The organism is Paracoccus pacificus (assembly GCF_042680785.1).
Classification (GTDB): domain Bacteria; phylum Pseudomonadota; class Alphaproteobacteria; order Rhodobacterales; family Rhodobacteraceae; genus Paracoccus; species Paracoccus pacificus.
In genome coordinates this window covers 1-26,004 of record NZ_JBHUEN010000034.1, presented here as the reverse complement: position 1 = coordinate 26,004, position 26,004 = coordinate 1, and the positions used below count along the sequence as shown (strand labels likewise).

General features: G+C 63.5%; 23 protein-coding genes. 20 read left to right on the top strand and 3 right to left on the bottom strand.

Annotated features, from left to right (window positions below; genetic code table 11):
- Window positions 1-202 precede the first annotated feature (202 nt).
- The 9 genes from mepK (at window position 203) to ACFSCT_RS11935 (ending at window position 11,470) form a co-directional block, all read left to right on the top strand.
- Window positions 203-763, top strand: coding sequence for a peptidoglycan L,D-endopeptidase MepK (gene mepK / locus ACFSCT_RS11975; protein WP_379143051.1), 561 nt, complete (start codon window positions 203-205; stop codon window positions 761-763).
- A gap of 323 nt (window positions 764-1,086) precedes the next feature.
- Window positions 1,087-2,373 carry a class I SAM-dependent methyltransferase gene (locus ACFSCT_RS11970; RefSeq protein WP_379143049.1) on the top strand — a complete coding sequence of 429 codons (1,287 nt, stop codon included), beginning with the start codon at window positions 1,087-1,089 and terminating at the stop codon, window positions 2,371-2,373.
- A gap of 28 nt (window positions 2,374-2,401) precedes the next feature.
- Complete coding sequence (locus ACFSCT_RS11965; RefSeq protein ID WP_379143048.1) at window positions 2,402-3,745, top strand: MATE family efflux transporter; 1,344 nt, start codon at window positions 2,402-2,404, stop codon at window positions 3,743-3,745.
- 77 nt (window positions 3,746-3,822) lie between these two features.
- Window positions 3,823-4,830 carry a TAXI family TRAP transporter solute-binding subunit gene (locus ACFSCT_RS11960; protein ID WP_379143047.1) on the top strand — a complete coding sequence of 336 codons (1,008 nt, stop codon included), beginning with the start codon at window positions 3,823-3,825 and terminating at the stop codon, window positions 4,828-4,830.
- Between the two features lie 115 nt (window positions 4,831-4,945).
- A complete protein-coding gene (locus ACFSCT_RS11955; RefSeq protein WP_379143045.1) occupies window positions 4,946-7,027 on the top strand; it encodes a TRAP transporter permease in 2,082 nt (693 codons plus the stop codon).
- 58 nt (window positions 7,028-7,085) lie between these two features.
- Window positions 7,086-8,084 (top strand): TRAP transporter substrate-binding protein, encoded by a 999-nt coding sequence (locus ACFSCT_RS11950; RefSeq protein ID WP_379143043.1) that lies wholly within the window; start codon window positions 7,086-7,088, stop codon window positions 8,082-8,084.
- Between the two features lie 57 nt (window positions 8,085-8,141).
- Complete coding sequence (locus ACFSCT_RS11945; protein WP_379143042.1) at window positions 8,142-8,771, top strand: TRAP transporter small permease; 630 nt, start codon at window positions 8,142-8,144, stop codon at window positions 8,769-8,771.
- A complete protein-coding gene (locus ACFSCT_RS11940) occupies window positions 8,768-10,093 on the top strand; it encodes a TRAP transporter large permease (protein WP_379143040.1) in 1,326 nt (441 codons plus the stop codon). The genes ACFSCT_RS11945 and ACFSCT_RS11940 overlap by 4 nt, the downstream gene beginning before the upstream one ends.
- Window positions 10,094-10,258: 165 nt before the next feature.
- On the top strand, window positions 10,259-11,470 hold the full coding sequence (locus tag ACFSCT_RS11935) for a multidrug effflux MFS transporter (protein ID WP_379143038.1): 1,212 nt from the start codon (window positions 10,259-10,261) through the stop codon (window positions 11,468-11,470).
- A 42-nt stretch (window positions 11,471-11,512) separates the two neighbouring features.
- Here ACFSCT_RS11935 and ACFSCT_RS11930 read toward each other — a convergent pair whose 3' ends face one another.
- Both ACFSCT_RS11930 and ACFSCT_RS11925 read right to left on the bottom strand, forming a co-directional pair.
- Entirely contained in the window at window positions 11,513-13,459 is a 1,947-nt protein-coding gene (locus tag ACFSCT_RS11930) for a potassium transporter Kup (RefSeq protein ID WP_379143036.1), read from the bottom strand.
- A gap of 91 nt (window positions 13,460-13,550) precedes the next feature.
- The gene (locus tag ACFSCT_RS11925) at window positions 13,551-14,189 is read right to left on the bottom strand and encodes a TetR family transcriptional regulator C-terminal domain-containing protein (RefSeq protein WP_379143149.1); all 639 of its coding nucleotides are present in this window, start codon (window positions 14,187-14,189) and stop codon (window positions 13,551-13,553) included.
- 202 nt (window positions 14,190-14,391) lie between these two features.
- Here ACFSCT_RS11925 and aptA point away from each other — a divergent pair, with 202 nt between their 5' ends.
- From aptA to ACFSCT_RS11870, 11 genes are all read left to right on the top strand, one after another.
- A complete protein-coding gene (gene aptA / locus ACFSCT_RS11920; RefSeq protein ID WP_379143034.1) occupies window positions 14,392-15,717 on the top strand; it encodes an omega-aminotransferase AptA in 1,326 nt (441 codons plus the stop codon).
- Complete coding sequence (locus tag ACFSCT_RS11915) at window positions 15,717-16,022, top strand: cupin domain-containing protein (RefSeq protein ID WP_379143032.1); 306 nt, start codon at window positions 15,717-15,719, stop codon at window positions 16,020-16,022. The genes aptA and ACFSCT_RS11915 overlap by 1 nt, the downstream gene beginning before the upstream one ends.
- Before the next feature lie 56 nt (window positions 16,023-16,078).
- Window positions 16,079-17,344: a Zn-dependent hydrolase gene (locus ACFSCT_RS11910; RefSeq protein WP_379143031.1), complete on the top strand. Its 1,266-nt coding sequence runs from the start codon at window positions 16,079-16,081 to the stop codon at window positions 17,342-17,344.
- Window positions 17,345-17,414: 70 nt separating this feature from the next.
- A complete protein-coding gene (locus ACFSCT_RS11905) occupies window positions 17,415-17,573 on the top strand; it encodes a hypothetical protein (protein WP_379143029.1) in 159 nt (52 codons plus the stop codon).
- Window positions 17,570-17,911 carry a barstar family protein gene (locus ACFSCT_RS11900; protein ID WP_379143027.1) on the top strand — a complete coding sequence of 114 codons (342 nt, stop codon included), beginning with the start codon at window positions 17,570-17,572 and terminating at the stop codon, window positions 17,909-17,911. The genes ACFSCT_RS11905 and ACFSCT_RS11900 overlap by 4 nt, the downstream gene beginning before the upstream one ends.
- A gap of 10 nt (window positions 17,912-17,921) precedes the next feature.
- On the top strand, window positions 17,922-19,373 hold the full coding sequence (gene hydA, locus ACFSCT_RS11895; RefSeq protein WP_379143025.1) for a dihydropyrimidinase: 1,452 nt from the start codon (window positions 17,922-17,924) through the stop codon (window positions 19,371-19,373).
- Complete coding sequence (locus ACFSCT_RS11890; protein ID WP_379143024.1) at window positions 19,370-19,822, top strand: hypothetical protein; 453 nt, start codon at window positions 19,370-19,372, stop codon at window positions 19,820-19,822. The genes hydA and ACFSCT_RS11890 overlap by 4 nt, the downstream gene beginning before the upstream one ends.
- Before the next feature lie 10 nt (window positions 19,823-19,832).
- On the top strand, window positions 19,833-20,621 hold the full coding sequence (locus ACFSCT_RS11885; protein ID WP_379143022.1) for an ABC transporter ATP-binding protein: 789 nt from the start codon (window positions 19,833-19,835) through the stop codon (window positions 20,619-20,621).
- A 51-nt stretch (window positions 20,622-20,672) separates the two neighbouring features.
- Window positions 20,673-21,536, top strand: a complete 864-nt coding sequence (locus ACFSCT_RS11880) for an ABC transporter permease (RefSeq protein ID WP_379143020.1) — start codon at window positions 20,673-20,675, stop codon at window positions 21,534-21,536.
- Entirely contained in the window at window positions 21,533-22,366 is an 834-nt protein-coding gene (locus ACFSCT_RS11875) for an ABC transporter permease (protein WP_379143018.1), read from the top strand. Before ACFSCT_RS11880 ends, ACFSCT_RS11875 begins: the two co-directional genes overlap by 4 nt.
- A gap of 41 nt (window positions 22,367-22,407) precedes the next feature.
- Window positions 22,408-23,391, top strand: a complete 984-nt coding sequence (locus ACFSCT_RS11870) for an ABC transporter substrate-binding protein (RefSeq protein ID WP_379143017.1) — start codon at window positions 22,408-22,410, stop codon at window positions 23,389-23,391.
- Between the two features lie 566 nt (window positions 23,392-23,957).
- Here ACFSCT_RS11870 and ACFSCT_RS11865 read toward each other — a convergent pair.
- Window positions 23,958-25,928: a calcium-binding protein gene (locus ACFSCT_RS11865; RefSeq protein WP_379143015.1), complete on the bottom strand. Its 1,971-nt coding sequence runs from the start codon at window positions 25,926-25,928 to the stop codon at window positions 23,958-23,960.
- Between the last annotated feature and the right edge of the window lie 76 nt (window positions 25,929-26,004).

Here is a 26,004-nt window from a genome sequence, read left to right as displayed (position 1 = left end):
CACCTGCATTTTCCGCAAAGACCCTTGCGTCAAAGCCACAGTATAGGCGGGTTTTCGCCGATGCGGGCGATTTTCTGCGCAGCATGAAACTAATCCATTCCGCAGCTCAACCTGTGGTGACATATTGTTAACCAGTTCGGGATAAACACCGAACACGCCGCATCGGGTGGCGACAAACAAAAGCAGGACAGGCGATCTGAAAATGACAAACAGCATCATCTCTCGTCGCGGGCTATTGGGCATTTTTGCGGCGACCGCCGTGGTGGCCGCACCCGTGGCCTCTAACGCATTCGGCATTCTGCGCGGCGCCGGCGATATCCGCCGTATCCGCATGTATTCGGGCCGCACCGGCGAAACGCTGGACACGGTCTATTGGGTTGAGGGCAAGTACATCCGCGACGCCCTGAACGAGATCAACGTGTTCATGCGCGACTGGCGCACGAACCAGGCCGTCGGCATCGACCCGCGGACCATCGACATCGCGGCCGCCAGCCACCGGCTGATGCAGACCAACGAACCTTACATGATGCTGTCGGGCTATCGCTCGCCCAAGACCAATGCGATGCTGCGCGCGCATTCCTCGGGCGTGGCGCGGAACTCGCTGCACATGCGCGGACAGGCCGCCGATCTGCGGCTGAAATCGCGCTCGGTCGCACAGATCTACAAGGCGGCTTCGTCGTGCAACGCCGGCGGTGTCGGCAAATACTCGCGTTCGAACTTTGTGCACATGGATTGCGGTCCGGTGCGCCGCTGGGGCGCATAAGCCCCCCACCCGCTTTTCGCGACCCGCGACGGTCCCGATGCCGCCGGTCGACCTGATGATCCCCCGTTGCTGTCCGGCGGGGGATTTCTTCATTCGCTGCGGCAGCACCCCCTGATCCGCCCCGATTTTGCACCGGCGACGCCGCCTCCGGCCGGCATCCGCCGGGCTTTCCCGTGTTGCTCAAACGCATTTCCGGGCGATTATCTTCTTACAAAGCACGGGCATACTGGAACATTTGATACAAATGGTGATTAATTTCCGGTGACACCCGGCCGAGTCGCCGCCTGTCAGCCAAATTCATTCACGATGATTGAGCATCTGCCGTGAACTTGCTGCTGAAAAAATTTCTGGAAGGCTTCATCTACACGGGTGATCTGACGGTCATCGACCATAACGGGCATCAGGATCGTTTCGGCGACGGCACCGGCGCCCCCGTCGTCGTGCGCCTGAACACCGCCGCGACCGAGCTTGCGCTGGCGATCGACCCCGAACTGCACCTGGGCGAGGCCTATATGGACGGGCGCGCCGATATTCTTTCCGGCGACATGTACGGCCTGCTGAAGCTGGTGTTCGAGAATTCCGGCCCGACCGTCGGCACCAAACCGTGGATGAAGGCGCTTGCCGTGGCGCGCAAGGGCGCGCGCCGGCTGCATCAGTTGAACACCTTGGCCCGGTCGCGACAGAACGTGCGCCGCCATTACGACCTGTCGGCGGATTTTTATCGCATCTTCCTTGACCCAGACATGCAATATTCCTGCGCCTACTTTCCGTCGCCCGGGATCACGCTCGATCAGGCGCAGCTTCTGAAAAAGCGCCATATCGCCGCCAAGCTGCTGATCCCCGAGGGCGCCTCGGTTCTGGATATAGGATGCGGCTGGGGCGGGCTCGGGGTCTATCTTGCCCGCATCGCCGGGGCGCGCGTGACCGGGGTCACCCTGTCCGAAGAACAGCTTGCCGTCGCCCAAAGACGGGCCGGGGATGAACGGAACCCGCCCGATTTCCGCTTTCAGGATTACCGCGACATCACCGGCACGTTCGACCGCATCGTTTCGGTCGGCATGTTCGAGCATGTCGGGGTCAGCCATTACCGGACCTATTTCAACAAGGCGGCGAAACTTCTGGATCGCGACGGCGTCATGCTGATGCACACCATCGGCCGCAGCGACAGTCCCGCCGCGACTAACCCCTTTATCCGCAAGTATATTTTCCCCGGTGGCTATCTGCCCTCGCTGTCCGAGATCATGGCGGCGATCGAGCCTTCGGGCCTTGGCGTCACCGATGTCGAGGTTCTGCGCCTGCATTATGCCGACACGTTGGCCGCCTGGCGGGCGCGTTTCATGGCGCGACGCGCCGAGGCCAAGGCGCTTTACGACGAATCCTTCTGCCGCATGTGGGAGTTCTATCTGGCCGCCTCCGAGGCCGGTTTCCGCTGGCAGAACATCGTCGTCTATCAGGTCCAGCTTTCCCATCGCCAGAACGCCGTGCCGCTGACCCGCGACTATATCGTCCCCGAAGAGGCGCGTCTGGCGCAGGCGGAACGGGATCGTGGCTTGCCCGGACCCGCATGGCCGGATAGTCAGCAACCTGCCGCCCGGTCGCTTTCCGCCTGAACGCCCCGCCGTATTCAAGGAACTGCCCATGGCCCCGCCGTTTGACGTACCGCTCTGGCGGAGATTTCTGGTGTTCCTGCTGCCCTTGATGGCGCAGAACATCCTTCAGTCGCTGTCGATCACCATCAACAACATCTTCGTGGGCCGGATATTGGGGGTCGAGGCGCTGGCTGCGGCCTCGGTCTTTTTTCCGGTCGCGTTCTTCTTCATCGCCTTCCTGATCGGGCTGTCCGCCGGCGCCAGCGTCCTGATCGGACAGGCATATGGCGCGAAAAAGCCGGATCTGGTCAAGCGGATCACCGGCACCACGCTGACCGTGGCGCTGATCGGCGGCATCATCATCGGCGGCATCGGCGCGATCCTCGCGCCGCGCATCATGGCGCTGCTGGGCACGCCGGCCGAAATTCTGCCGCAAGCCTCGGAATTCGCGCGCGCCAACTTTGCGATGATGCCGTTCATCTTCCTGTTCCTTGTCGGCTCGTCGCTGCTCCGCGGGGTCGGCGATACGGTCAGGCCGCTGATGACACAGGCGGTCGCCACCTGCATATCGGCCGCGCTGACCCCGGTGATGATCCTGTGGCTGGGTCTGGGCGTCAAAAGCGCCACGCTGGCGCAAGGCATCGCCTATGCGGTGTCTACGGTCGGCCTTGGGTTCTGGCTGCGGCGGATCGGCCATCAGATGGCGCCGGATCAGGCCCTGTTCGAGCATCTGAAGCCCGACTGGCATCTTTTGAAAACCGTCTTGCGGGTCGGTCTGCCGACCGGGGTGCAGGTTGTCGTCGGCTCGCTTTCGGCGCTGGTGATCGTCGGGCTGATCAACGGTTTCGGCTATCAGGCCGCCGCCGCATATGGCGCGGTCAGTCAGGTGCAAAGCTATGTCCAGTTTCCCGCTCTGTCGATCGCCATCGCCGCCAGCATCTTCGGCGCCCAGATGATAGGATCCGGACGCGCCGACCGGCTGGACGAGGTGCTGCGCACCGCAATGATGATGAACCTCGTGCTGACCGGCACGCTGGTCGGGCTGGTCTATCTGTTCTCGGGCTTCGTGGTCGGGCTTTTCATCACCGATCAGCAGGTCGTCGACACCGCGCAGCATCTTTTGCATATCATCACCTGGGCCTCGCTGATGTTCGGGGCCGGCACGATCTTTTCGGGGATCATGCGCGCCTCGGGGACGGTCTGGATACCGATGTGCATCGGGATCTTCTGCGTCATGGGAATCGAGCTGCCGACGGCGACGATCCTGTCGCGGGTGCTGGGGCTTGAAGGGATCTGGTGGGGCTATGTCGCCAGTTTCGGGGCGATGATGTGCCTTCAGGGTCTGTTCTACTTTGCGGTCTGGCGCAAGAAAACCGTGCATGCACTGGTCTGAACGGCATCGCTTGTCATCACATGGGAAATCGTCCTAGGCTCACGCCAGTGTGAATGTCATTCGCAAAGGAGTTTCTGATGACCTTTTCGTTCCGCCCCATTCTTGCGCTGGCCGCCGTGCTCGGCATCACAGCCGGAGCCGCCGGCGCGCAAGACATGAGCTTTTTCCGCATCGGGACCGGGGGCACCGCCGGGACCTATTACCCGATCGGCGGCCTTCTGGCGAACGCGATCTCGTCCCCACCCGGCTCGCGCCCCTGCGAGGATGGCGGTTCCTGCGGCGTTCCGGGGCTGGTGGCCTCGGCGCTTGCCTCGAACGGCTCGGTCGCCAACGTGAACGCGATCGAGGGCGGCACGCTGGAATCCGGTTTCGTACAGGCCGACGTCGCCGCATGGGCCCAGACCGGCACCGGCATCTGGGAAGGCAAGCCCCCGGCGGAAAAGCTGCGCGCGATCGCCAACCTTTACCCCGAATCGATTCACCTGGTCGCCTCGAAGAACTCGGGCATCACCTCGGTCGCGGATCTGAAGGGCAAGCGCGTGTCGCTGGATGAGCCCGGCTCGGGCACGCTGGTCGACGCCCAGATCATCCTTGCCGCCGCAGGACTGTCCGAAAAAGACATCTCGCCCGAATATCTGAAACCCGATCAGGCGGCCGACCGGATGCGCGACGGCGCGATGGACGCGTTCTTCTTTGTCGGCGGCTTCCCGGCCGGTGCGATCGCCGAACTGGCCAGCGGCCATGACATCACGCTGGTCCCGCTGGATGGCGACGTGGCCAAGAAGGTGACCGACGAATACAAGTTCTTCGCCACCGACATGGTCCCCGCCGGCACCTATGAGGGCGTGGATGTCGACGTGCCGACGCTGGCCGTGGGCGCGGAATGGATCACCTCGGCCGACCAGCCGGAAGAGCTGATCTATGGCATCACCAAGGCGCTGTGGAACGACAATACCCGCAAGCAGCTTGACGCCGGCCACGCCAAGGGCAAGGCGATCGTCAAGGAAAAGGCGCTGGACGGGATCGGCATTCCGCTGCATCCCGGCGCCGAAAAATTCTATAAGGAAGCCGGCCTGCTGAAGTAAGGCCGCTGTGATCGGGCGGGACGGGCCAGCGCCCGGCCCGCCCTTTTTCCCCTCGGAACAGCCGTTATGGCCGCGCATTCGGCGCCCCGCCACGGCTTCTAGCGCAGGACCTGTCATGACCAACACACCGCAACCCGATCCGCTTTATCCGGACCCGGACGAAAGAATGTCGGCGGACGAACTGCAGCAGATCGAGGAGAAATTCGACCCCGAGATGCGGTTCCGGCAGCTTCTGCCGCCGGTTGGCGTGCTGGTCGGCGCGGTTCTGTTCCTGCTGTCCTGCTATCATTATTACACCGCCGGCTTCGGCATCCCGCAGGCGACGATCCACCGCGGATTTCATCTGTCGGTGACACTTTTCGCAGTTTTCATCATGTTCGCCGCGTTTTCGCGCCGGACCCCCACCCCGCCGCCGTTGGGGGTTCTGGGCATTCCGATCACCGATTGGGTGCTGGCGATACTGGGGGTGATTTCGGCGCTTTACGTGCCGTGGATCTATAGCGAACTCGCCTTCCGCGTCGGCAACCCGCTGCCCATCGACATTGCCATGGGCACGATCCTGATCGTGGTTCTGCTGGAAGCCGTGCGCCGCTCGATGGGCTGGCCGCTGCCGGTGATCGCGATCATCTTCATCGCCTACGCCTATTTCGGGCGCTATATGCCCGGCGTTCTGGTGCATCCGGGCGCAAGCTGGTCGAACATCGTCAACCATCTGTACCTGACCAGTCAGGGGATCTACGGCACCGCGCTTGGCGTGATCGCGACCTATGTCTTTCACTTCGTGCTGTTCGGGGTGATGGCCACGCGGATCGGGCTTGGCCAGTTGTTCATCGACGTGGCCGCCGCCGCCGCTGGACGCTATGCGGGTGGCCCGGCAAAGGTGTCGGTCGTGTCCTCGGCGCTGCTGGGCTCGATCTCGGGGTCGTCCATCGCGAACACCGTGACGACCGGCGCCTTGACCATCCCGGCGATGATCCGCGTCGGCTATCCGCGCCATTTCGCCGCAGCAGTCGAGGCCGCCGCCTCGACCGGTGGCCAGATCACGCCTCCGGTCATGGGCGCCGTGGCGTTCCTGATGATCGAATATCTGGGCGTGCCGCTGACCACGATCCTGACCGCCGCGCTGGTCCCGGCCTTCATGCATTTCTTCGGCGTGCTGGTGCAGGTCCATCTGGAGGCCCGTCGGCTTGGCCTGCGCGGGCTGCATCGCGACGAATTGCCGAATGTCTGGAAGGTCCTGCGCGAGGGCTGGCTGTCGGTCCTGCCGCTGATCATTCTGGTCGCGATCCTGGTCTCGGGTCGGACGCCGTTCGCAGCCGCCTTCTGGTCGATCACCGCCTGCATCGTGGTGCTGATCCTGCAACAGCTTCGCGCCCATGGCCTGATCGCAGGGCTGCGCGGCGCCGCCGAAGGCGTGATCGAGGGCTTTATCGCCGGCGCCAAACAGTCACTTTCGGTGACCGCCGCCGCTGCGTTGGTCGGCGTGGTCATCGGCGTAGTGACGCTGACCGGCGTCGGTTTCCGCATCGCCTATATGGTCACCGGCGTGGCCGCCGGCTGGGCGGCCGAGGTGTCGCAATGGCTGTCGGTCCTGCCCTTCGAGATCATGACCGTTCAGGGGCTGACGTTGCTGTTCACCCTGATCCTGACCGCGATCGTCTGCATCCTGATGGGCTGCGGCATCCCGACCACGGCGAATTACATCATCATGGTCGCGGTGGCTGCCCCGATCCTTGGCCTTCTGGGGGTCGAGCAGTTGGTGGCGCATTACTTCGTCTTTTACTACGGCGTTCTGGCCGATGTGACGCCGCCGGTGGCGATGGCGGCCTATGCGGCCGCGGGCATCGCCGGGGCTAACGCCTTCAACGCCGGGAACACCGCCTTCCGACTGTCGATGGGCAAGGCGCTGGTGCCTTTCGTCTTTGTGTTCTCGCCCTCGCTTCTTCTGGTGACGCAAGGCTTCACCTGGCCCAATTTCATCCTTGCGTTCACCGGCGCGGTGCTGGGCATCTTCACCCTTTCCGCCGCGATCACCGGCTATCTTTTCGCACCGCTCTGGCGCATCGAACGGGCGGTCATGGTGATCGCCGCCGCGCTTCTCGTGGCGCCGAACCTGTGGGCCACGCTGATCGGTATCGCGATGGTGGCGCCGACGGTTCTGCGGCAGCTTATGGTCAGCCGCGCGGCCCCCGCATGAGGGCTTTTCAACGCCCGGAACCGCATCTAACATTCTCGTTACGAATAGGGAGGAAATAATGAACAAACTGGTTCGCGGCGGCTTTGCCGCCATCGTCGCGCTTGGGCTGGCGCTGCCGGCCTTCGCGCAGGACATCACGATCAAGTTCAGCCATGTCGTCGCGCCGGACACGCCCAAGGGCAAAGGTGCCGAGAAATTCAAGGAACTGGCCGAGAAATACACCGAAGGCAAGGTGAAGGTCGAAATCTATCCCAACAGCCAGCTTTACAAGGACAAGGAAGAGCTTGAGGCGCTGCAACTCGGTTCGGTCCAGATGCTGGCGCCGTCGCTGGCCAAATTCGGCCCGCTGGGCGCGCAGCAGTTCGAGCTGTTCGACCTGCCGATGCTGTTCGACGGCCGCGAGCAGTTGCGCAAGATCACCGAAGGCCCGATCGGTCAGGAAATGCTGGGACTGCTGGAGGACAAGGGCATCAAGGGCCTCGCCTTCTGGGACAACGGCTTCAAGATCATGTCGGCGAACTCGCCGCTGATCAATACCGATGATTTTCTGGGTCTGAAGATGCGCATCCAGTCCTCGAAAATCCTCGAGGCGCAGATGGAGGCGCTTGGCGCGGTGCCGCAGGTCATGGCCTTCTCGGAGGTCTATCAGGGGTTGCAGACCGGCGTTGTCGACGGGACCGAAAACCCGCCCTCGAACATGTACACCCAGAAGATGAACGAGGTGCAGAAGAACGCCACGATCTCGAACCACGGCTATCTGGGCTATGCGGTGATCGTGAACAAGAAATTCTGGGACGGTCTGCCCGACGACGTGCGCGGCCAGCTTGAAAAAGCCATGGCCGAGGCGACCGAATATGCCAATGGCATCGCCGAGGAAGAAAACAGCAAGGCGCTGCAGGCGATGAAGGACGCGGGCACGACCGAGTTCCACGAAATGACCGATGACGAGCGTGCGGAATGGGCCGAAGTGCTTAACCCGGTACACAAGCAGATGGCCGGCCGGATCGGTGAAGATCTGGTCAAGCGCGTCTATGAGACGCTGGGCAAAACCTACTGACGACATATCCGGGGGCGCGGTCCGGCCGCGCCCTCCCTCAACATTCCGGGGTTTGCCATGCTCCTGCGCATCCTCGACCGCTTCGAAGAAATCCTGATCTCGGTCCTGATGGCCGTCGCGGTCGTGCTGATCTTCGTCGCCGTCGTTCACCGCTTTTCCATCGGCTTTGCCGCTGATCTGGTCGGCTGGGCCCGCGCCAACGACATGCCCGGGCTGCAAAGTTTCGCCCGGTCCGCGTTCAAGGCGATCAACTCGATCAAGCTGACCTGGGCGCAGGAGGCCTGTATCTACCTGTTCGTCTGGATGGCCAAGTTCGGCGCGGCTTACGGCGTGCGCATCGGCATCCATGTCGGCGTGGATATTCTGGCCGAGCGGCTGCAAGGCACCGCCCAGAAGGTCGTGACCACCATCGCCATGTCCGGCGGCATCCTGTTCACCTTCATCGTGGCATGGATCGGCGCCGATTTCGTCGCCCATGTCTACCGGGGCGGACAGACCTCGCCGGATCTGGAGATCAAGATGTGGATCGTCTATCTCGCCGTGCCGCTGGGTTCGGCGCTGATGTGTTTCCGCTTCATTCAGGCGCTGTGGATCTATCTGCGAACCGGCGAGGTCGCGCATCATGATCTGGGCGCCGTCGACGGCATCGAGGAAGAGGCCGAAACGGCGGCGGAGGGCAAGGCATGACCGCGCTGATCATCTTTCTGATCCTCGCCGCGCTTCTGATCACCGGCATGCCGGTGTCCATTGCGCTGGGTCTGACGGTCTTTGCCTTCCTGTTCGGGTTCACCGATATCCCGCTGGACAGCATCGCGCTGAAACTGTTCACCGGCATCGAAAAATTCGAGATCATGGCGATCCCGTTCTTCATCCTCGCCGGGAATTTCCTGACCCATGGCGGCGTGGCCAGGCGCATGATCCGCTTTGCCTCGGCCATGGTCGGGCATTGGTATGGCGGTATGGGTCTGGCGGCGGTATTCGCCTGTGCGCTCTTCGCCGCGATCTCGGGCTCGTCGCCCGCGACCGTGATGGCCGTCGGCTCGATCCTTATCCCGGCCATGGTCAAGCAGGGCTATCCGCCGCAGTTCGGCGTCGGCTCGATCGTCGCGGCGGGCGGCCTTGGCATCCTGATCCCGCCCTCGATCGTCATGGTCATGTATTCGGTGGCGACCTCGGGCATGGTGGTGACCGGCCCGAACGGCGAAAATGTGCTGTCGGCCTCGATCGGGACGCTGTTCATGGCCGGCGTCATCCCCGGGATCATGCTGGCCACGATGCTGGGCGGCACGACGGTGTGGCGCGCCTACAAGAACAACTATCCGCGCATGAACCGCGCCTCGTGGGGCGAGCGGTGGGAGGCTTTCAGACAATCCGTCTGGGGTCTGATGCTGATCGTCATCATCATGGGCGGTATCTATGGCGGCATCTTCACCCCGACCGAGGCCGCCGCCGTCAGTGCCGTCTATGCCTTCGTCATCGCGGTCTGGGTCTACAAGGACATCACGCTGCGCGATGTGCCGCGGGTGCTTTTGTCCTCGGCGGCGATGTCGGCGATGCTGCTTTATATCATCACCAATGCCGTCATGTTCGCGTTCATCCTGACCAGCGAGCAGATCCCGCAGGCGTTGTCGGCGTGGATCGTGGATCTGGGGTTCGGCAAGATCGGCTTTCTGCTGATCGTCAACATCATGCTGCTGATGATCGGCATGGTGATGGAGCCCTCGGCGATCGTGCTGATCATGGCCCCGATCCTCTATCCGGTCGCGGTCAAGCTGGGCGTCGATCCGGTCCATTTCGGCATCATGATGGTGGTCAATATGGAGATCGGGTTATGCACCCCGCCTGTCGGGCTGAACCTTTATGTCGGCTCGGCCATCTCGCGGCTGGGTCTGACCGAGGTCAGCAAGGCGGCGCTGCCGTGGCTGGTCACGGCGCTGATCTTCCTGATGCTGATCACCTATATTCCCGAAATCACGCTGTGGCTGCCGCGTATGCTGGGGATGAGCTAGGTCCGGCCGCAAGTTGATCGGATGACGGGCTGGCATTCGCCGGCCCGTTTTCATCTCGGCCTCCCCGCCTTGTCGAAATTGCCGGTCTGTGGCATATAGCCGCAGACCCGCCGGGCGCGGCCAACGCTGCGCGGTCGGGATTCCAATTTTCCAGACGGGTTTATCATGCCGCGCTCCATCATCCGTATGGCCTTGATTCTGGGCCTTTTGTCCGCCGTTGGCCCGTTTGCCATCGACATGTACCTGCCCGCGCTTCCGCGGGTGGCGCAGGATCTTGGCGTGACCGAGCGGACCGCGCAACTGACCCTGACCGCCTATTTCATCGCCTTCGGTCTGGCGCAGTTGATCTATGGCCCGATGGCCGATGCCGTCGGGCGCCGGGTTCCGATGATGATCGGGGTGTCGATCTTCCTGCTGGCCTCGGTCGGGGCGACCTTCGCGCCCGACATGGGCACGCTGATCGCCGCCCGCGCCATGCAGGGCTTTGGCGCCGCCACGCTGATGGTGGTGCCGCGCGCCGTGATCCGCGATGTCGCGACCGGGCCCGAGGGCGCGCGGATGATGGCCGCGATCATGATCGTGATCTCGATCTCGCCGATGCTGGCCCCTCTGGCCGGTTCGGCGGTGCTGGCGCTGGCCGAATGGCGCTGGATATTCGGGGCGCTGGCGGTGGCCTCGCTGATCAGCCTGAGCCTGATCATCTTCGTGCTGCCCGAGACGCTGCATCCCGAATACCGGCAAAAGGTGAACCTTTCCGCCATGCGTCGCGGTGCGTCCACGCTGCTGGGGGACCGGCATTTCATGGGGCTGACCTTTATCGGCGGTTTCGGCATGGCAAGCTTTTTCGTCTTTCTCGCCGGCGCGCCCTTTGTCTACACCCAGCAATTCGGCCTGTCGCCGACCGGGTTTTCGATTGCCTTCGCGGTGAATGCGATCGGGTTTTTCACCGCCTCGCAATTCGCCGGCCCGGTCGCCGCGCGCTGGGGGATGGAGCGGGTGATTTCGCTGGCGGTCACCGGCTTCACCACCGCGACGCTGGTGCTGGCGGCGCTGACGTGGATGGGTTTCGACAGCCTGCCGGTGGTGATGGCGGGGCTGCTGGTCGGCAACGCCTTTCTGGGGCTGGTGATGCCGACGACCATGGTCATGGCGCTTGACCCGCATCCGCAGATCGCGGGGCTTGCCTCATCGCTTGGCGGCACGCTTCAGATGCTGACCGGCGGTGCGATGATCACGATCGCCGGGCTGCTGTTCGACCGATCGGCGGCGGGCATGGTCACGGCCATCGCGACCTGCGGCGTGCTGGCATGGCTGACCGCATTCATCGCGTTGCCGCGGTTGCGCCTGCGCGGATCGCGTATCGGCGACAGGACCTGACCCCGCTTATTCCCGCCCGCGCGCGTCGGCACCGGCACGCGGTCAGATGTTGATCTGCTGGCCCAGCTCAACCACGCGGTTGGTGGGCAGCCGGTAAAAATTCGTCGGTTCGGACGAGGATCGGTAGAGGCTGGCATAGATACGCCCCGCCCAGACCGGCATCATCGCCCCCCGCCCGACCCGCAAAGATCGTCGGTTCAGGAAATAGCTGGTGTTCATGATGTCGAACTTCTGGCCATAGCGTTTGCCCTCGGCCAGCGCCCGGGGCACGTTTGGCTGCTCCATATAGCCGAACCGGCACCAAGCGCGCCAGAAACCGGGCGCGATCTCTTCCATCTTCAGGCGCTGGTCGTCGGGCACCCGGGGGGTGTTCGCCACCGCGACACGGGCGATCACGTTGCGTTCGTGCAGGACGCGATTGTGCTTGAGGTTATGGATGAAGGCCGGCGGCGCCGTATCGGTGTCGGCGGTCAGGAACACCGCCGTCCCCGGCACGATGACCGGCGGTTTCGCGGCCAGTTTCTCGGCCAGCATTTTCAGCGGCACCGCCTGTTGGCCCAGACGCTCGCGAATCCGGGCCGAGCCCAGCACCCAGATCACCATCATGGTGACGTTGAGGGCGGCGAACATCACCGGGATATAGCCGCCATCGGCCAGCTTCATCAGGTTCGCATAGAAGAATATGCTCTCGATGCCGAGGATCGGCAGCATGATCGCCAGAACCACCGGCAGCGGCCATTTCCACGCCTTGTAGAACACGATGATCGCAAGGCACGAGGTGATCACCATGTCGCCGGTCACCGCGATGCCATAGGCACTGGCCAGCCGCGCCGAGGAACCGAAGGTCAGCACCAGCAGGCAAACCCCGATCATCAGGATCGTGTTGACCCGGGGCAGATAGATCTGACCCTGCTGGGTGTCCGAGGTGTGCAGAATCTCCAGCCGGGGCACCAGACCCATCTGCACGGCCTGTTGCGCGACCGAGAATGCGCCCGAGATCACCGCCTGGCTGGCGATGACCGTCGCCACCGTCGCCAGAAGGATCAGCGGCAGCATGAGCCATTCGGGCGCCATCAGAAAGAACGGATCGCGCGCCGCCTCGGGCGATGCCAGAACCAGCGCGCCCTGCCCCAGATAGCTCAGCGTCAATGCCGGCCAGACGATCGAACTCCACGCGATACGCACCGGCGCGCGCCCGAAATGGCCCATGTCGGCATAAAGCGCCTCGGCGCCGGTGACGGCCAGAAATACCGAGCCCAGTACCGGAAGCGAGCCGAAACCGTTGTGAATAAGGAAATCCGCCGCACGCAGCGGATTAAGCGCCTGAATGATCCGCGCATCGTCGAAGAGATGCAGGAGCCCCATCGCCGCCATCGTCAGGAACCAGACCAGCATCACCGGGCCGAAGAACCGCGACACGCGGCCGGTGCCGGACCGCTGGACCGCGAACAGCGCCACGACGATGACCAGCGTCACCGGAACCACCCATTTTTCAAACCCCGGTATGACCAGCGTCAGCCCCTCGACCGCCGACAGGACCGAGATCGCCGGCGTGATCATCGAATCGCCGAAGAACAGCGACACGCCGACGATGCCAAGGAACAGAAACAGCCATGACTGCCCATTGATCGCCTCTTGCGCCTTGGCGACCAGCGACAGGGTCCCGCCCTCGCCGTTGTTGTCGGCGCGCAGGATCAGGATGACGTATTTGATGGTCACGATCAGGACCACGGTCCAGATCAGAAGCGAGACGATCCCGATCACCGCCTGCTCGGGCAGCCCCTCCTCGCGGGCATGCGCCAGTGATTCCCGCAGCGCGTAAAGCGGCGAGGTACCGATGTCGCCGTAAACCACGCCGAGACAGCCCAGAACCAGCGCGGCGCTGGGTTTGGACATCCGGCCATGGGGCCCGCGTTCCTGTTGCTCGGACGATTCGACGGCGTCGGCATCGGCGTCAGGGGTGCCGGCACCGTCTTGAGAACTGGACATGATTTCTCCGGGAATGGGGCTTTTTGCGGGGCGATCTTGCCTGCGGGGGGATGGTCAAACCCGACCTGAACCTTTGTTGCTCGCTGGCAATTTAAGGTGCCAGCAGCCGACGGTAAAGGCCCTCAAGGAAAACGCCGGCTTCGGCATAGGGGTCGTCGTGGCCCGGTCCCAGCACGGCGGTCACCTGCGCGTTGAAATCGGCATAATGCTGGGTCAGCGCCCAGATCGAGAAAATCAGGTGATGCGGATCGACCTGCGCAAGCCGCCCCTGATCCATCCAGCGGCGGATGATCCGCACCTGATCGTCGACCAGAGGCTTCAACTGCCCCTGAAGAATCGGGTTCAGACGCGGGGCGCCCTGCAATATCTCGGCCGCGAAAAGCCGGCTTTCATCGGGATGCTCGCGCGAGAGCTTCAGCTTGATGCGGACATATTTCAGCATTTCCTCGACCGGATCACCGCCATGGTCCAACTGCCGCAACGGCTCCAGCCACAGATCCAGAAGCCGCCGCAGCAGCGCCTCATAGATCGCCTCTTTGCCGGCGAAATAGTAAAGCACATTGGGTTTCGACAGCCCGGCCGCCTGCGCGATCCGGTCGATCGTCGCGCCGCCATAGCCGAGTGCGGCGAAAACCGGCAGCGCGCCATCCAGTATGCGGTCGCGGTTCAGGCGCTGGATCCGGGTGCCCGGCGGATCGCCCGCCTGGGGCCCCGCCTGGGTCTCTGACACATCGGAGCTTGCGTCGGATTGTTTCAAATCTGGGCACCCTCTGATTGTCCGGTGACGTCGACCGTCTGGCGGTGGCCCGACCATGGCTGCCAGAGTGCGATACTCCGACAGGCGCTTGACTGGCCCTTGGCCCGTGCTAGCCTTCCGTTGACCATTCAGTCAAGAATCCGATCGGCAAGACGATCGGCAGGGAGAGAGAACCATGGCACTCGATCGCAAGCTGGCGCCCAACGACCTTCGGGCATTCTGGATGCCTTTCACCGCCAACCGCCAGTTCAAGTCCGCGCCCCGCATGCTCGTCGCCGCCAAGGACATGTATTACACCAGCGCCGACGGCCGGCAGGTACTGGACGTAACCGCCGGGCTGTGGTGCTGCAACGCCGGTCATTGCCGCCCCAAGATCACCGAGGCGATCCAGCAGCAGGCGGCCGAGATGGATTATGCGCCCGCTTTCCAGATGGGCCACCCCGCCGCGTTCGAGCTTGCGAACCGGTTGGTCGACATCGCCCCCGACGGGATGGATCATGTGTTCTTCACCAACTCGGGTTCCGAGTCGGTCGATACCGCGCTGAAGATCGCCATCGCCTATCACCGTGCCCGGGGCGAAGGCACCCGCACCCGGCTGATCGGGCGCGAACGCGGCTATCACGGCGTCGGCTTCGGCGGCATCTCGGTCGGCGGGATCGTCAACAACCGCAAGTTCTTCGGTAGCCTGCTGAACGGCGTCGACCACCTGCCCCACACCCATCTGCCCGAAAACGCCATGACCAAGGGCCAGCCCGAACATGGCGCGAACCTTGCCGATGAGCTTGAGCGGATCGTGGCGCTGCACGGGGCCGAAACCATCGCGGCGGTGATCGTCGAGCCGATGGCGGGCTCGACCGGGGTGCTGCTGCCGCCGAAAGGGTATCTGGAGAAGCTGCGGGCGATCACCAAGAAACACGGTATCCTGCTGATCTTCGACGAGGTGATCACCGGCTTTGGCCGCCTTGGCAGCGCCTTCGCCGCCCAGCATTTCGGCGTGACCCCCGACATGATGACCACGGCGAAGGGCCTGACCAACGGCGTCATCCCGATGGGCGCGGTGCTGGCCACCGCCGAGATCCATGATGCGTTCATGTCCGGGCCCCCGAACGTGATCGAACTGTTCCATGGCTATACCTATTCCGGCAACCCGATCGCCAGCGCCGCCGGCATCGCCACCCTTGCAACCTACCGCGAGGAAGGGCTGTTCGAACGCGCGGCCGAGCTCGCGCCCTATTGGGAACAGGCGATCCACAGCCTGAAGGACCATCCCCATGTCATCGACATCCGCAATATGGGGCTGATCGGCGCGGTCGAGCTGGAACCGATCGAGGGCCAGCCGACCAAGCGCGCCTTCGACATCTTCGTGAAAGCCTTCGAGGCCGGGATCATGATCCGCACCACCGGCGACATCATCGCCATGTCGCCGCCGCTGATCATCAGCAAGGCGCAGATCGACGATTTGATCGGCAAGCTGGGCGACGTGCTGAAGGCCGCGGCCTGATGCCGGATGCGGCGCCCCCTGCCCGGCCTCAGGCGGCCGCCACGGTGCAGATGGACGACGCAAGGCTGCGCGCGACGCGCTATGACTTCGCCCCCGGGGCCGAAACCGGCTGGCATGTGCACGGCATGGAATATGTCGTGGTGACGCTGACCGACTGCGATTTCCTGCTGGAGCTTCCGGGCGGCGAACAAAGGCGCAGCCTGGTTCCCGCCGGGACCACCTATAGCCGCCCGAAAGGCACCGAACATAACGTGGTGAACGGCGGCGACCGCCACATGGCCTTTGTCGAGATCGAGTTGAAATAGCACCCATTCGCCGAACCTCGCGCCAAGACGGGGCGGCCAGACAGGAAGGAAACCGAATGACCGAGCCATTGGACGCCGCCCCCGCCGCGAACATGCGGATCGACCCGGACCGGCTGTGGGACAGCCTGATGGAGATGGCGAAGATCGGCCCGGGCGTGGCGGGCGGCAACAACCGCCAGACCCTGACCGACGCCGACGCCGAAGGCCGCCGCCTGTTCCAGTCGTGGTGCGAGGAGGCCGGCATGACCATGTCGGTCGACCGCATGGGCAATATGTTCATGCGCCATGAGGGCACCGATCCCGAGGCCGATCCGGTCTATATCGGCAGCCATCTCGATACCCAGCCCACGGGCGGCAAATATGACGGCGTGCTGGGGGTGCTGTCGGGGCTGGAGGTGATACGCTCGATCCGCGACATGGGTCTGAAGACCCGCCGGCCCATCGTGGTGGTGAACTGGACGAATGAGGAAGGCACCCGTTTCGCCCCCGCCATGCTGGCCTCGGGCGTCTATGCGGGCGTTCATGACGAGGATTTCGCCAACAGCCGCGAGGATGCCGAGGGCAAGCGTTTCGGCGATGAGCTGGACCGCATCGGCTGGCGCGGCACCGAGGATGTCGGCAGCCGTCCCATGCACGCCATGTTCGAATATCACATCGAACAGGGTCCGATTCTGGAAGCCGAGGGCAAGCAGATCGGCGTCGTCACTCATGGTCAGGGTCTGTGGTGGTTGCAGGTGACCCTGACCGGGAAAGAGGCGCATACGGGCAGCACGCCGATGAACATGCGGGTGAATGCGGGCCTCGGCATGGCGCGGATCATTGAGGCGGTGCACCGGATCGCCATGGATCATCAGCCCGATGCCGTGGGCGCGGTCGGTCAGGCGAATGTCTGGCCGAACTCGCGCAACGTGATCCCCGGCAAGGCGGTTTTCACCATCGACTTCCGCTCACCCGATCTTGCAAAGCTGAATGCCATGCGCGCCCGTTTGGAGGCAGAGGCACCGCAGATCGCCGCCGATCTGGGCCTCGGCATCGAGATCGAGCCGGTCGGCCATTTCGATCCGGTCACCTTCGACGAGGGGCTGGTCGGCGTGGTGCGAAACGCCGCCGAGCATCTGGGCTATTCCCATATGAACATCGTCTCGGGCGCGGGGCACGATGCCTGCTGGATCAACCGCGTGGCGCCGACCGTGATGATCATGTGCCCCTGCGTGGACGGGCTGAGCCATAACGAGGCCGAGGACATCAGCCCAGAATGGGCGAGTGCCGGGGCGGATGTGCTGCTGCATTCGGTGTTGGAAGCGGCGGAGGTGGTGCGTTAGGCGCCGGGTTTCGACGGGGGCTCTGCCCCCGAGCCCCCGGGATATTTGGGGCAAGAAAGAAGGGCAAGACATGACCACGATCAGCAAAAATGGAAACAATGCCGCAGCAGTTGCGATCGGCAGAGTCTCCATCGTTGGGACGAAAGGTTCGCAGGGGGCGATGCGGACTTCCGCATGCGGTGTCGGGTTGTGGCACTCGACGGCAAAAGTGATGGAGACTTCGCGGTGAGTGAGCCCCCCAAAATTATCCTCGATGGCGGCGCCATCCCCTCGTGGCAGGCGTTCCACGACGCCTTCGCCACCAAACTCGGCTTCCCCGCGTTCTACGGCCGAAACATGGATGCCTGGATCGACTGCATGAGTTCGCTTGGCGATGCGGATGCGGGGCTTACCTCGGTTCATCTCGCGCCGGGCGAGGTGCTGACGATCCGGGTCACGGGTCAGAAGGCCCTGCAGGACCGGCATCCCGATATCTGGGCGGGACTCGTGGACGGCGCGGCTTTCGTCAACTGGCGCGCCATCGAATCCGGCAAGCGCGCGCTGATCGCGCTGGCATGTCACGACTAGGGACGGACACATGACCACAGTCATCAAGAACGGAACCATCGTCACCGCCGATCTGACCTACAAGGCGGATGTGCTGATCGAGGATGGCAAGATCTCGGCCATTGGCGAGAACCTGTCGGGCGACACCGTGCTGGACGCGACCGGCTGCTATGTCATACCGGGCGGGATCGACCCGCATACGCATCTGGAAATGCCCTTCATGGGCACCTATTCCGCCGATGATTTCGAAAGCGGCACCCGCGCGGCGCTGGCGGGCGGGACCACGATGGTGGTCGATTTCGCGCTGCCCTCGCCGCAGCAGGGGCTGCTGGATGCGCTGCAGATGTGGGACAACAAGGTCGGCCGCGCGCATTGCGATTTCAGCTATCACATGGCGATCACCTGGTGGGGCGAGCAGGTCTTCAATGAGATGGAGGAGGTGGTGAAGCGCGGCATCACCAGCTTCAAGCATTTCATGGCCTATAAGGGCGCCTTGATGGTGAACGATGACGAGTTGTTCGCCAGCTTCCGCCGGGTGGGCGATCTGGGCGGGATCGCGCTGGTTCATGCCGAAAACGGCGATGTCGTGGCCGAGCTTTCGGCGCGCCTCTTGGCCGAGGGCAATACCGGGCCGGAGGCGCACGCCTATTCTCGCCCGCCGCAGGTCGAGGGCGAGGCGACGAACCGCGCCATCATGGTGGCCGACATGGCGGGCGTGCCGCTTTATGTCGTCCACACCTCTTGCGAGGACAGCCACGAGGCCATCCGGCGGGCGCGGGCGCAGGGGAAGCGCGTCTGGGGCGAGCCGCTGATCCAGCATCTGACGCTGGACGAAAGCGAATATTTCAACCCCGACTGGGACCATGCGGCGCGCCGCGTCATGTCGCCGCCCTTCCGCAACAAGCTGCATCAGGACAGTCTGTGGGCGGGGCTGCAATCGGGCAGCCTCTCGGTGGTGGCGACGGATCACTGCGCCTTTACCACTGACCAGAAACGCACCGGAATCGGCGATTTCACCAAGATTCCGAATGGCACCGGGGGGTTGGAGGATCGGCTTCCGATGCTGTGGACGCATGGGGTCAACACGGGTCGGCTGACGCCGAATGAGTTCGTGGCCGTGACCTCGACCAATATCGCGAAGATCCTGAACATGTATCCGAAGAAAGGCGCGGTGCTGGTCGGAAGCGACGCCGATCTGGTGGTCTGGGATCCGGCGGCGGAAAAGACGATCAGTGCCGGCAGCCAGCAATCATCCATTGATTACAATGTGTTCGAGGGACAGCATGTGAAGGGCCTGCCGCGCTTCACCCTGACGCGCGGCGTGGTCGCCGTGACCGAGGGCAAGGTCGACAGCCGCGAGGGCCATGGCGAATTCGTCGCCCGCGAGCCGCGCGGCACAGTGAACCGGGCGCTGTCGGCCTGGAAGGAACTGACCGCGCCCCGGCCGGTCGAACGGTCGGGCATTCCGGCGACGGGGGTGTGAGGGATTGGCTGCGGCGCTATCAGATCGACCGCCGGTTCGTCATCTGGATCGTCATCCTGCTGCTGATCTTTCCCATCCTTCTGGGGCTGGTGATCTTTGCGGGAAACGACCTGAGCAGCGACGGTTCGGGCCAGCTTTTCGGCTATGCGCTGACGACATTCATCGTCGCGGCTCTGCTCTCGCTTCTCTACATGGGGGCGGTCGGCCTTCCGATCATTCTCGTGATCTGGGTCGCGGTCATCGCGGCGCTGCGGCCGACGCGCTTTTCCGCACGCCAGCGCGCCATCATGGCGGCCGTGGCGGCGAGCCTTGCGGCCACGGTTCCGGCGGCGCTGCGGATCGGGCGCGGGTCGGTGGGAACGACCCTTGGCGCTGCGGCCTTTCTGGGCGCCGTGCCTTGTCTGGTCAGCGCGATCTATTTCCTTCGCGTCTATCGCGACACCGCCTGAGAATTGCCGCATGAAGCCAGCCGAAAAAAGCGTCATCACCGCCAATGCCATCGACCTGACCTTTCAGACCGCCGATGGCCCGGTCCACGCGCTGAAGGGCGTTGATTTGGCCATCAATCAGGGTGAGTTCGTCAGCTTCATCGGCCCCTCGGGTTGCGGCAAGACCACCTTTCTGCGCACCATCGCCGCGCTGGAGACCCCGACCGGTGGAACGCTGACGGTGAACGGGATGACCGCGGACGAGGCGCGGCGGGCGCGGGCTTACGGTTATGTCTTTCAGGCGCCGGGGCTTTATTCGTGGCGCACGATTGCGGGAAATATCTCGCTTCCGCTGGAGATCATGGGATTTTCCAGATCCGATCGGGCCGAGCGGATCGCGCGCGTACTGGACCTGGTCGAACTGTCCGGCTTTGGCGGCAAATTTCCCTGGCAATTGTCGGGGGGCATGCAGCAACGGGCCAGCATCGCCCGCGCATTGGCCTTTGATGCCGACATCCTGTTGATGGACGAACCCTTCGGCGCGCTGGACGAAATCGTCCGCGACCGGCTGAACGAGGCGCTGCTGGAGTTGTGGCGCAAGACCGGCAAGACCATCGGTTTCGTCACCCATTCCATCCCCGAGGCGGTCTATCTGTCGACGAAAATCGTCGTCATGTCGCCGCGTCCGGGCCGGATCAGCAAGATCATCGACAGCCCGCTGCCGCGCGAGCGTCCGCTTGATATCCGCGATACGCCCGAGTTCATCCGCATCGCCCATGAGGTCCGCGAGGGGCTGCGTGAGGGGCATGGCGATGACTAGCCCCAGTCCCTACCCCGAACGTCCCTGCCCCGGACCCGCGCGGTGCGGGCCATGAAGAACGCCGTGCCCGTTCTGACCGTGCTGGTCGCAATCATTCTGGTCTGGTATCTGGCCGCCATCGGCATGAATGCGCAATGGGCGCGGGATCAGGCCGACCGGGCCGGGACCACGCTGACCACCACCCAGTTGATCGCGGACACGCTATCGCAGGAACGCCCGGTCCTGCCCGCGCCGCATCAGGTGGCCAAGGGGCTGTGGGATGGAGTGTTCGGGCAGAAATTCACCTCGAAACGGTCGCTTGTGTATCACGCCGGCGTCACGCTGGGCGCGACGCTTGCCGGGTTCGTCATGGGGTCGCTGGCCGGCATCCTGCTGGCAATCGGCATCGTGCACAGCCGCACCATGGATCAATCGGTGATGCCTTGGGCCGTGGCCAGCCAGACCGTACCAATTCTGGCCATCGCGCCCATGGTCATCGTGGTCTTTGCCAGTATCGGCGTCACCGGGCTGATACCAAAAGCCATCATCGCCGCATGGCTGAGCTTTTTCCCGGTGCTGGTCGGCATGGTCAAGGGCCTGCGGACACCCGACGCGATGCAGCTTGACCTGATGCGGTCCTGGAACGCCAGCGGGCCGCAATCATTCTGGCGTCTGCGGTTGCCAAGCTCCATGCCCTATCTGTTCGCGAGCCTGAAGGTCGCCGTCGCCGCCGCACTGGTCGGCACGATCGTGGGCGAGTTGCCGGCGGGCGCGACGGCGGGGCTTGGCGCGCGGCTTCTGTCGGGCAGCTATTACGGCCAGACGATCCAGATCTGGTCGGCGCTGTTCATGGCGGCGGCGCTGGCCGCCGGGCTGGTCATCCTGATCGGGGTGATCGAGCGGATAACCCTGCGCCGCATGGGGTTGGTGCGATGACCGCGTTACCGATCTTTGCGATCTGGCTGGGGGCGTGGGGCCTCAACGTCTGGCTGTCGCGGGTCGACACGCAGGCGACACGCATCCTTGTGCCGCTGATCTTCGGCGCCACGATCCTGATCCTGTGGGAAATGATCGTGCGCATCTACAACGTGCCCTCGGTCATCCTGCCCGCGCCCAGCCAGATATGGGCCAGTCTGGCGGGCAATACCGGTCTGCTGTGGCGCGATTTCGTCCAGACGATCCTGAAGGGCGCGCTGACCGGCTGGGTGATCGGCGCGTTGGCCGCCGTCGCCACCGCGATCGCCATCGACCGCAGCCCGTTCCTGCAACGCGGGCTGTTGCCGATCGGGAACTTCGTCGCGGCGCTGCCGATCGTCGGGATCGCGCCGATCCTTGTCATGTGGTTCGGCTTCGACTGGCAGTCAAAGGCCGCGGTCGTCGTGGTCATGGTGTTCTTCCCGATCCTCGTGAACATGGTCGCGGGCCTTGCCGCCACCGATGCGCTGCAACGCGACCAGATGGCGACGTGGAGCGCGGGCTATTGGCAATCGCTGCTCAAGCTGCGCCTGCCGGCGGCGCTGCCGTTCCTGTTCAACGGGCTGAAGATCACCACCACGCTTGCCCTGATCGGCGCCATCGTCGCCGAATTTTTCGGCAGTCCGACCGTGGGCATGGGCTTTCGCATATCGGCCGCCGTGGGTCAGCTGGACATGCCGCTGGTCTGGGCCGAAATCGTTGTTGCCGCGCTGGCGGGGACGGCGTTCTATGGAATTGTCGCGCTGATCGAACGGCGGTTGACCTTCTGGCATCCGTCTCAGCGCCAATAAGCCCGGGCGCAAAGCCCGTTCCAACAGTGGAGAGCAAGAAGATGAGAAAGCTACTTACCGGCGCCGCCTTCATGGCCCTGACCGCCTCGGCAGCCGCTGCGGCGGATCCTGTGACCTTGCAACTGAAATGGGTCACGCAGGCGCAGTTCGCCGGCTATTACGTGGCCAAGGACAAAGGCTATTACGAAGAAGAAGGGCTTGATGTGACGATCAAGCCGGGGGGGCCGGACATCGCGCCCACGCAGGTGCTGGCCGGGGGCGGCGCCGATGTGGTGGTGGAATGGATGCCTGCCGCCCTTGCCGCCCGCGAAAAGGGCCTTGCGCTGGTCAATATCGCCCAGCCCTTCAAGGCCTCGGGGATGATGCTGACCTGCCGCAAGGATACCGGCATCACCAGCCCGGCCGATTTCAAGGGCAAGACGCTGGGGGTCTGGTTCTCGGGCAACGAATATCCGTTCCTGTCGTGGATGAGCACGCTGGGCCTGAAAACCGATGGCAGCCCCGAGGGCGTGAAGGTGCTGAAACAGGGCTTCAACGTCGACCCGCTGCTGCAGAAGCAGGCCGATTGCATCAGCACCATGACCTATAACGAATACTGGCAGTTGATCGAGGCGGGCATGAAGCCCGAGGATCTGGTGACGTTCAAATACGAGGATCAGGGCGTCGCCACGCTGGAGGACGGGCTTTACGTGATGGAGGACAAGCTGTCCGACGCGAAGTTCAGCGAGGATATGGCGAAATTCGTGCGGGCCAGCATGAAGGGCTGGAAATACGCCGAACAGAACCCCGACGAAGCGGCCGAGATCGTGCTGGAAAACGACGACACCGGCGCCCAGACGATCGAGCATCAAAAGACCATGGCGGCTGAAATCGCCAAGCTGACCGCAGGATCCGACGGGACGCTGGACGAGGCGGATTATAACCGCACCGTCAAGATCCTGATGGCCGGTGGCTCGGATCCGGTGATTTCCAAGGAACCGCAAGGCGCCTGGACCCATCAGATCACCGATATGATGAAGCAATAAGGCGCAGGGCCCATACCCGCAAATATGGTTGCGGATGTGGGCCATTTGACGACGCGCGGTGGAACCACAGGCCGATCGCCGGCGTTCCTGTCAGGATCGTCCCTTAGCGGGCGGATTTGCAAGGAAATTGCCACCGGAGACTCGTGCCATGAACAGCATCATCTATCTTGTCGGTCTTGTTGTCGTCGTCCTGTTTATCCTCGGCATGCTGGGTTTGCGCTGATCCGCAGCCCCGCCGCCAGCCGAAGACAATTGCGCCGCGTCCCGGGAAATCGGGCGCGGCGTTCTTGTGTTGGAAACCTGCCACGCGATCGGATCGGGGCGTAATCGCCGCGCATATCCACCGTGGTGATTACGTCCGGCATCGCCGCCAAGAAGTGCTCGCAGGCGATGGCCGGGATCGCCGATAGCGGTCATCGACGGCTCACGTCAATCCTGCCGGTGGTCGCGCCACCTCCGCTTGCCGCCGGCCGATCCATGCCCGGCCCCTCGCGGATGCGGGCATCATTCCGCGCCGCAAGGAAACCCGGGCTTCCGCGTTTAGGCGTTACCCGTCCGGGCAGCCGTCACATATAAACGATATCATTCAGGATGTTTTGAATATCCATGTCTCCGGCGATGATCCATTGGTCGCCCTGCCCCAATTTCACATGCCAGCCCAGGCTGTCACGGGTCGCGTTGTTGACCGCCGCAACCACCTGTTCCTGCGTATAAAACGTATGGATCTTGTCGATGTTATCCTGAAAATCGCGGATCTGGTCGACGCCGTCCCCGGGCCGGAAAAGAAAGCGGTCTGCCCCGGCGCCGCCGGTCAGCACGTCATTGCCGGTATTGCCGTCAAGAACGTCGTCGCCGGCACCTGCGTTGATCCCGTCATTGCCCGCACGCCCGCCGATTGAGTCATTGCCGTCACCGGACCACACCAGATTGGCCCCCGCATTCCCGCTTATCAGGTCGGCCCCCGCCCCGGCCGCCACGTTCTCGATGTTCAGGATCACATCGCTGCCCTCGCCGGTGTTCTGCGCGGTCGTGATCGCCAGATCGATGGTGTGGTTGACCGTATCGAGATAGCGCACGGCATCGACATCGTCGCCGCCATCCAGATAGTCGTTCCGGTTCGAGCCGTCCAAGGTATCGTTGCCCGACCCGCCCACGATTCTCGCGCCCCAATTGGTGCTGGCGAACACGTCGTCTCCGGTACCGCCGTGCATGATCACCTGCTTCAACGGCTCGGGCGTGGTGGCGACGGCGTTGAAGACGTCGTTGCCCGCCCCCCCGACCAGCCGCGTCGCCGGCGGCAGAAGATTCGACCCCGCTGTCCAGCGGATATCGAAGGTATCGTCGCCGCCCTGCCCGTCGATCCGGCCGATCGTCTGGTCGATCGAAATCAGATCATTGCCGGCGCCGGTGCCGAAATCGGCCACCGCGCCAGTCGCGAGAAGTGTGTCGTTGCCGCCGCCGAAACCGCCGCGCAGCGTACCCGAGGCCGGGGCGTCGCTTCCGAACCGAAGCATCACGGCGTCGTCACCGCCAAAGATTTTCAGGGTCTGATTTACCTCTCCGTTGAACGTCAGGTTTTCAAAACCGGCGATCCGCGCCGCCCCGGCGATGGGCGCGCCTGTGGATCGCAGGTCGATGCTCAGGCCGGTGCCACCGATACGGCTTAGGCTGATCAGATCCAAACCGGCGCCGCCATCGACCGAACCCGCACCGGCATAGACCAACGCGCGGACATAATCATCATCCGCCCCCATCGAGATCGTATCGCCCCCCAAATTCGTCTGAATGAAATCCTCGCCACCCCCCATCGAGATATTGTTGTTGCCCCAGGGATCATCGACGTCGAAGGTCCGCAGGTCGGTGATATTATCATCCCCCGACCCAAGAATGATCCGGTTATCCGAGTTTGTGACCAGATCGATTTTGTAACTGGAGTTATTGCCAAGAATGACGGTTTGTCGCGCCACATCGACGGTAAGATAGATAAAACCGCCGAAATTGCGCAACACCAGGGCGTCATCCCCCATAGGGGTGCCCCAGCCGCCCTCACGCATGTCGATTTTTAAAATGTCCGGCCCGAACGCATCTACGTCGACTTCCAATCCGCGGCCGGCCCCGCCGCCGTCAATGGTCGAACCGCGGCCGATCGTGCGGACCTCGCCCGTTCCGCCATTCCCGTTAATCAGGCTGTAGCCGCCATTATCGTAGATATCGTTTACGCCCGCTCCTCCGTTGATGGTCGAATTCGCACCATCGGAACTGATGGTGTCATCGCCGTCACCGCCGTTCAGCAGGTTCCGCCCGATGCGGTCAATGATCCTGTCGTTGCCGGCGCCGCCCAGAATCGTATCCGATCCGCCATAACCTCGATACATGGGAAGATCGCCATAGATGACGTCATTGCCGGCGCCGCCGTCGATCCGGTCGTTCGCCATACCGCCCGCCAGAAAGTCATCGCCGGCCAGCCCGGCAATTGAATCGTTGCCACCCGAGCCGTAGATCGTGTCGTTCCCGCTTGTCCCGGTATAGTTCGCCATAAGGGCACCTCGATTTTTCACTGAATTCCTCTGAACGGACGAGATCAGCGGCTTGAAGCGGGGACTGCGACCGCCC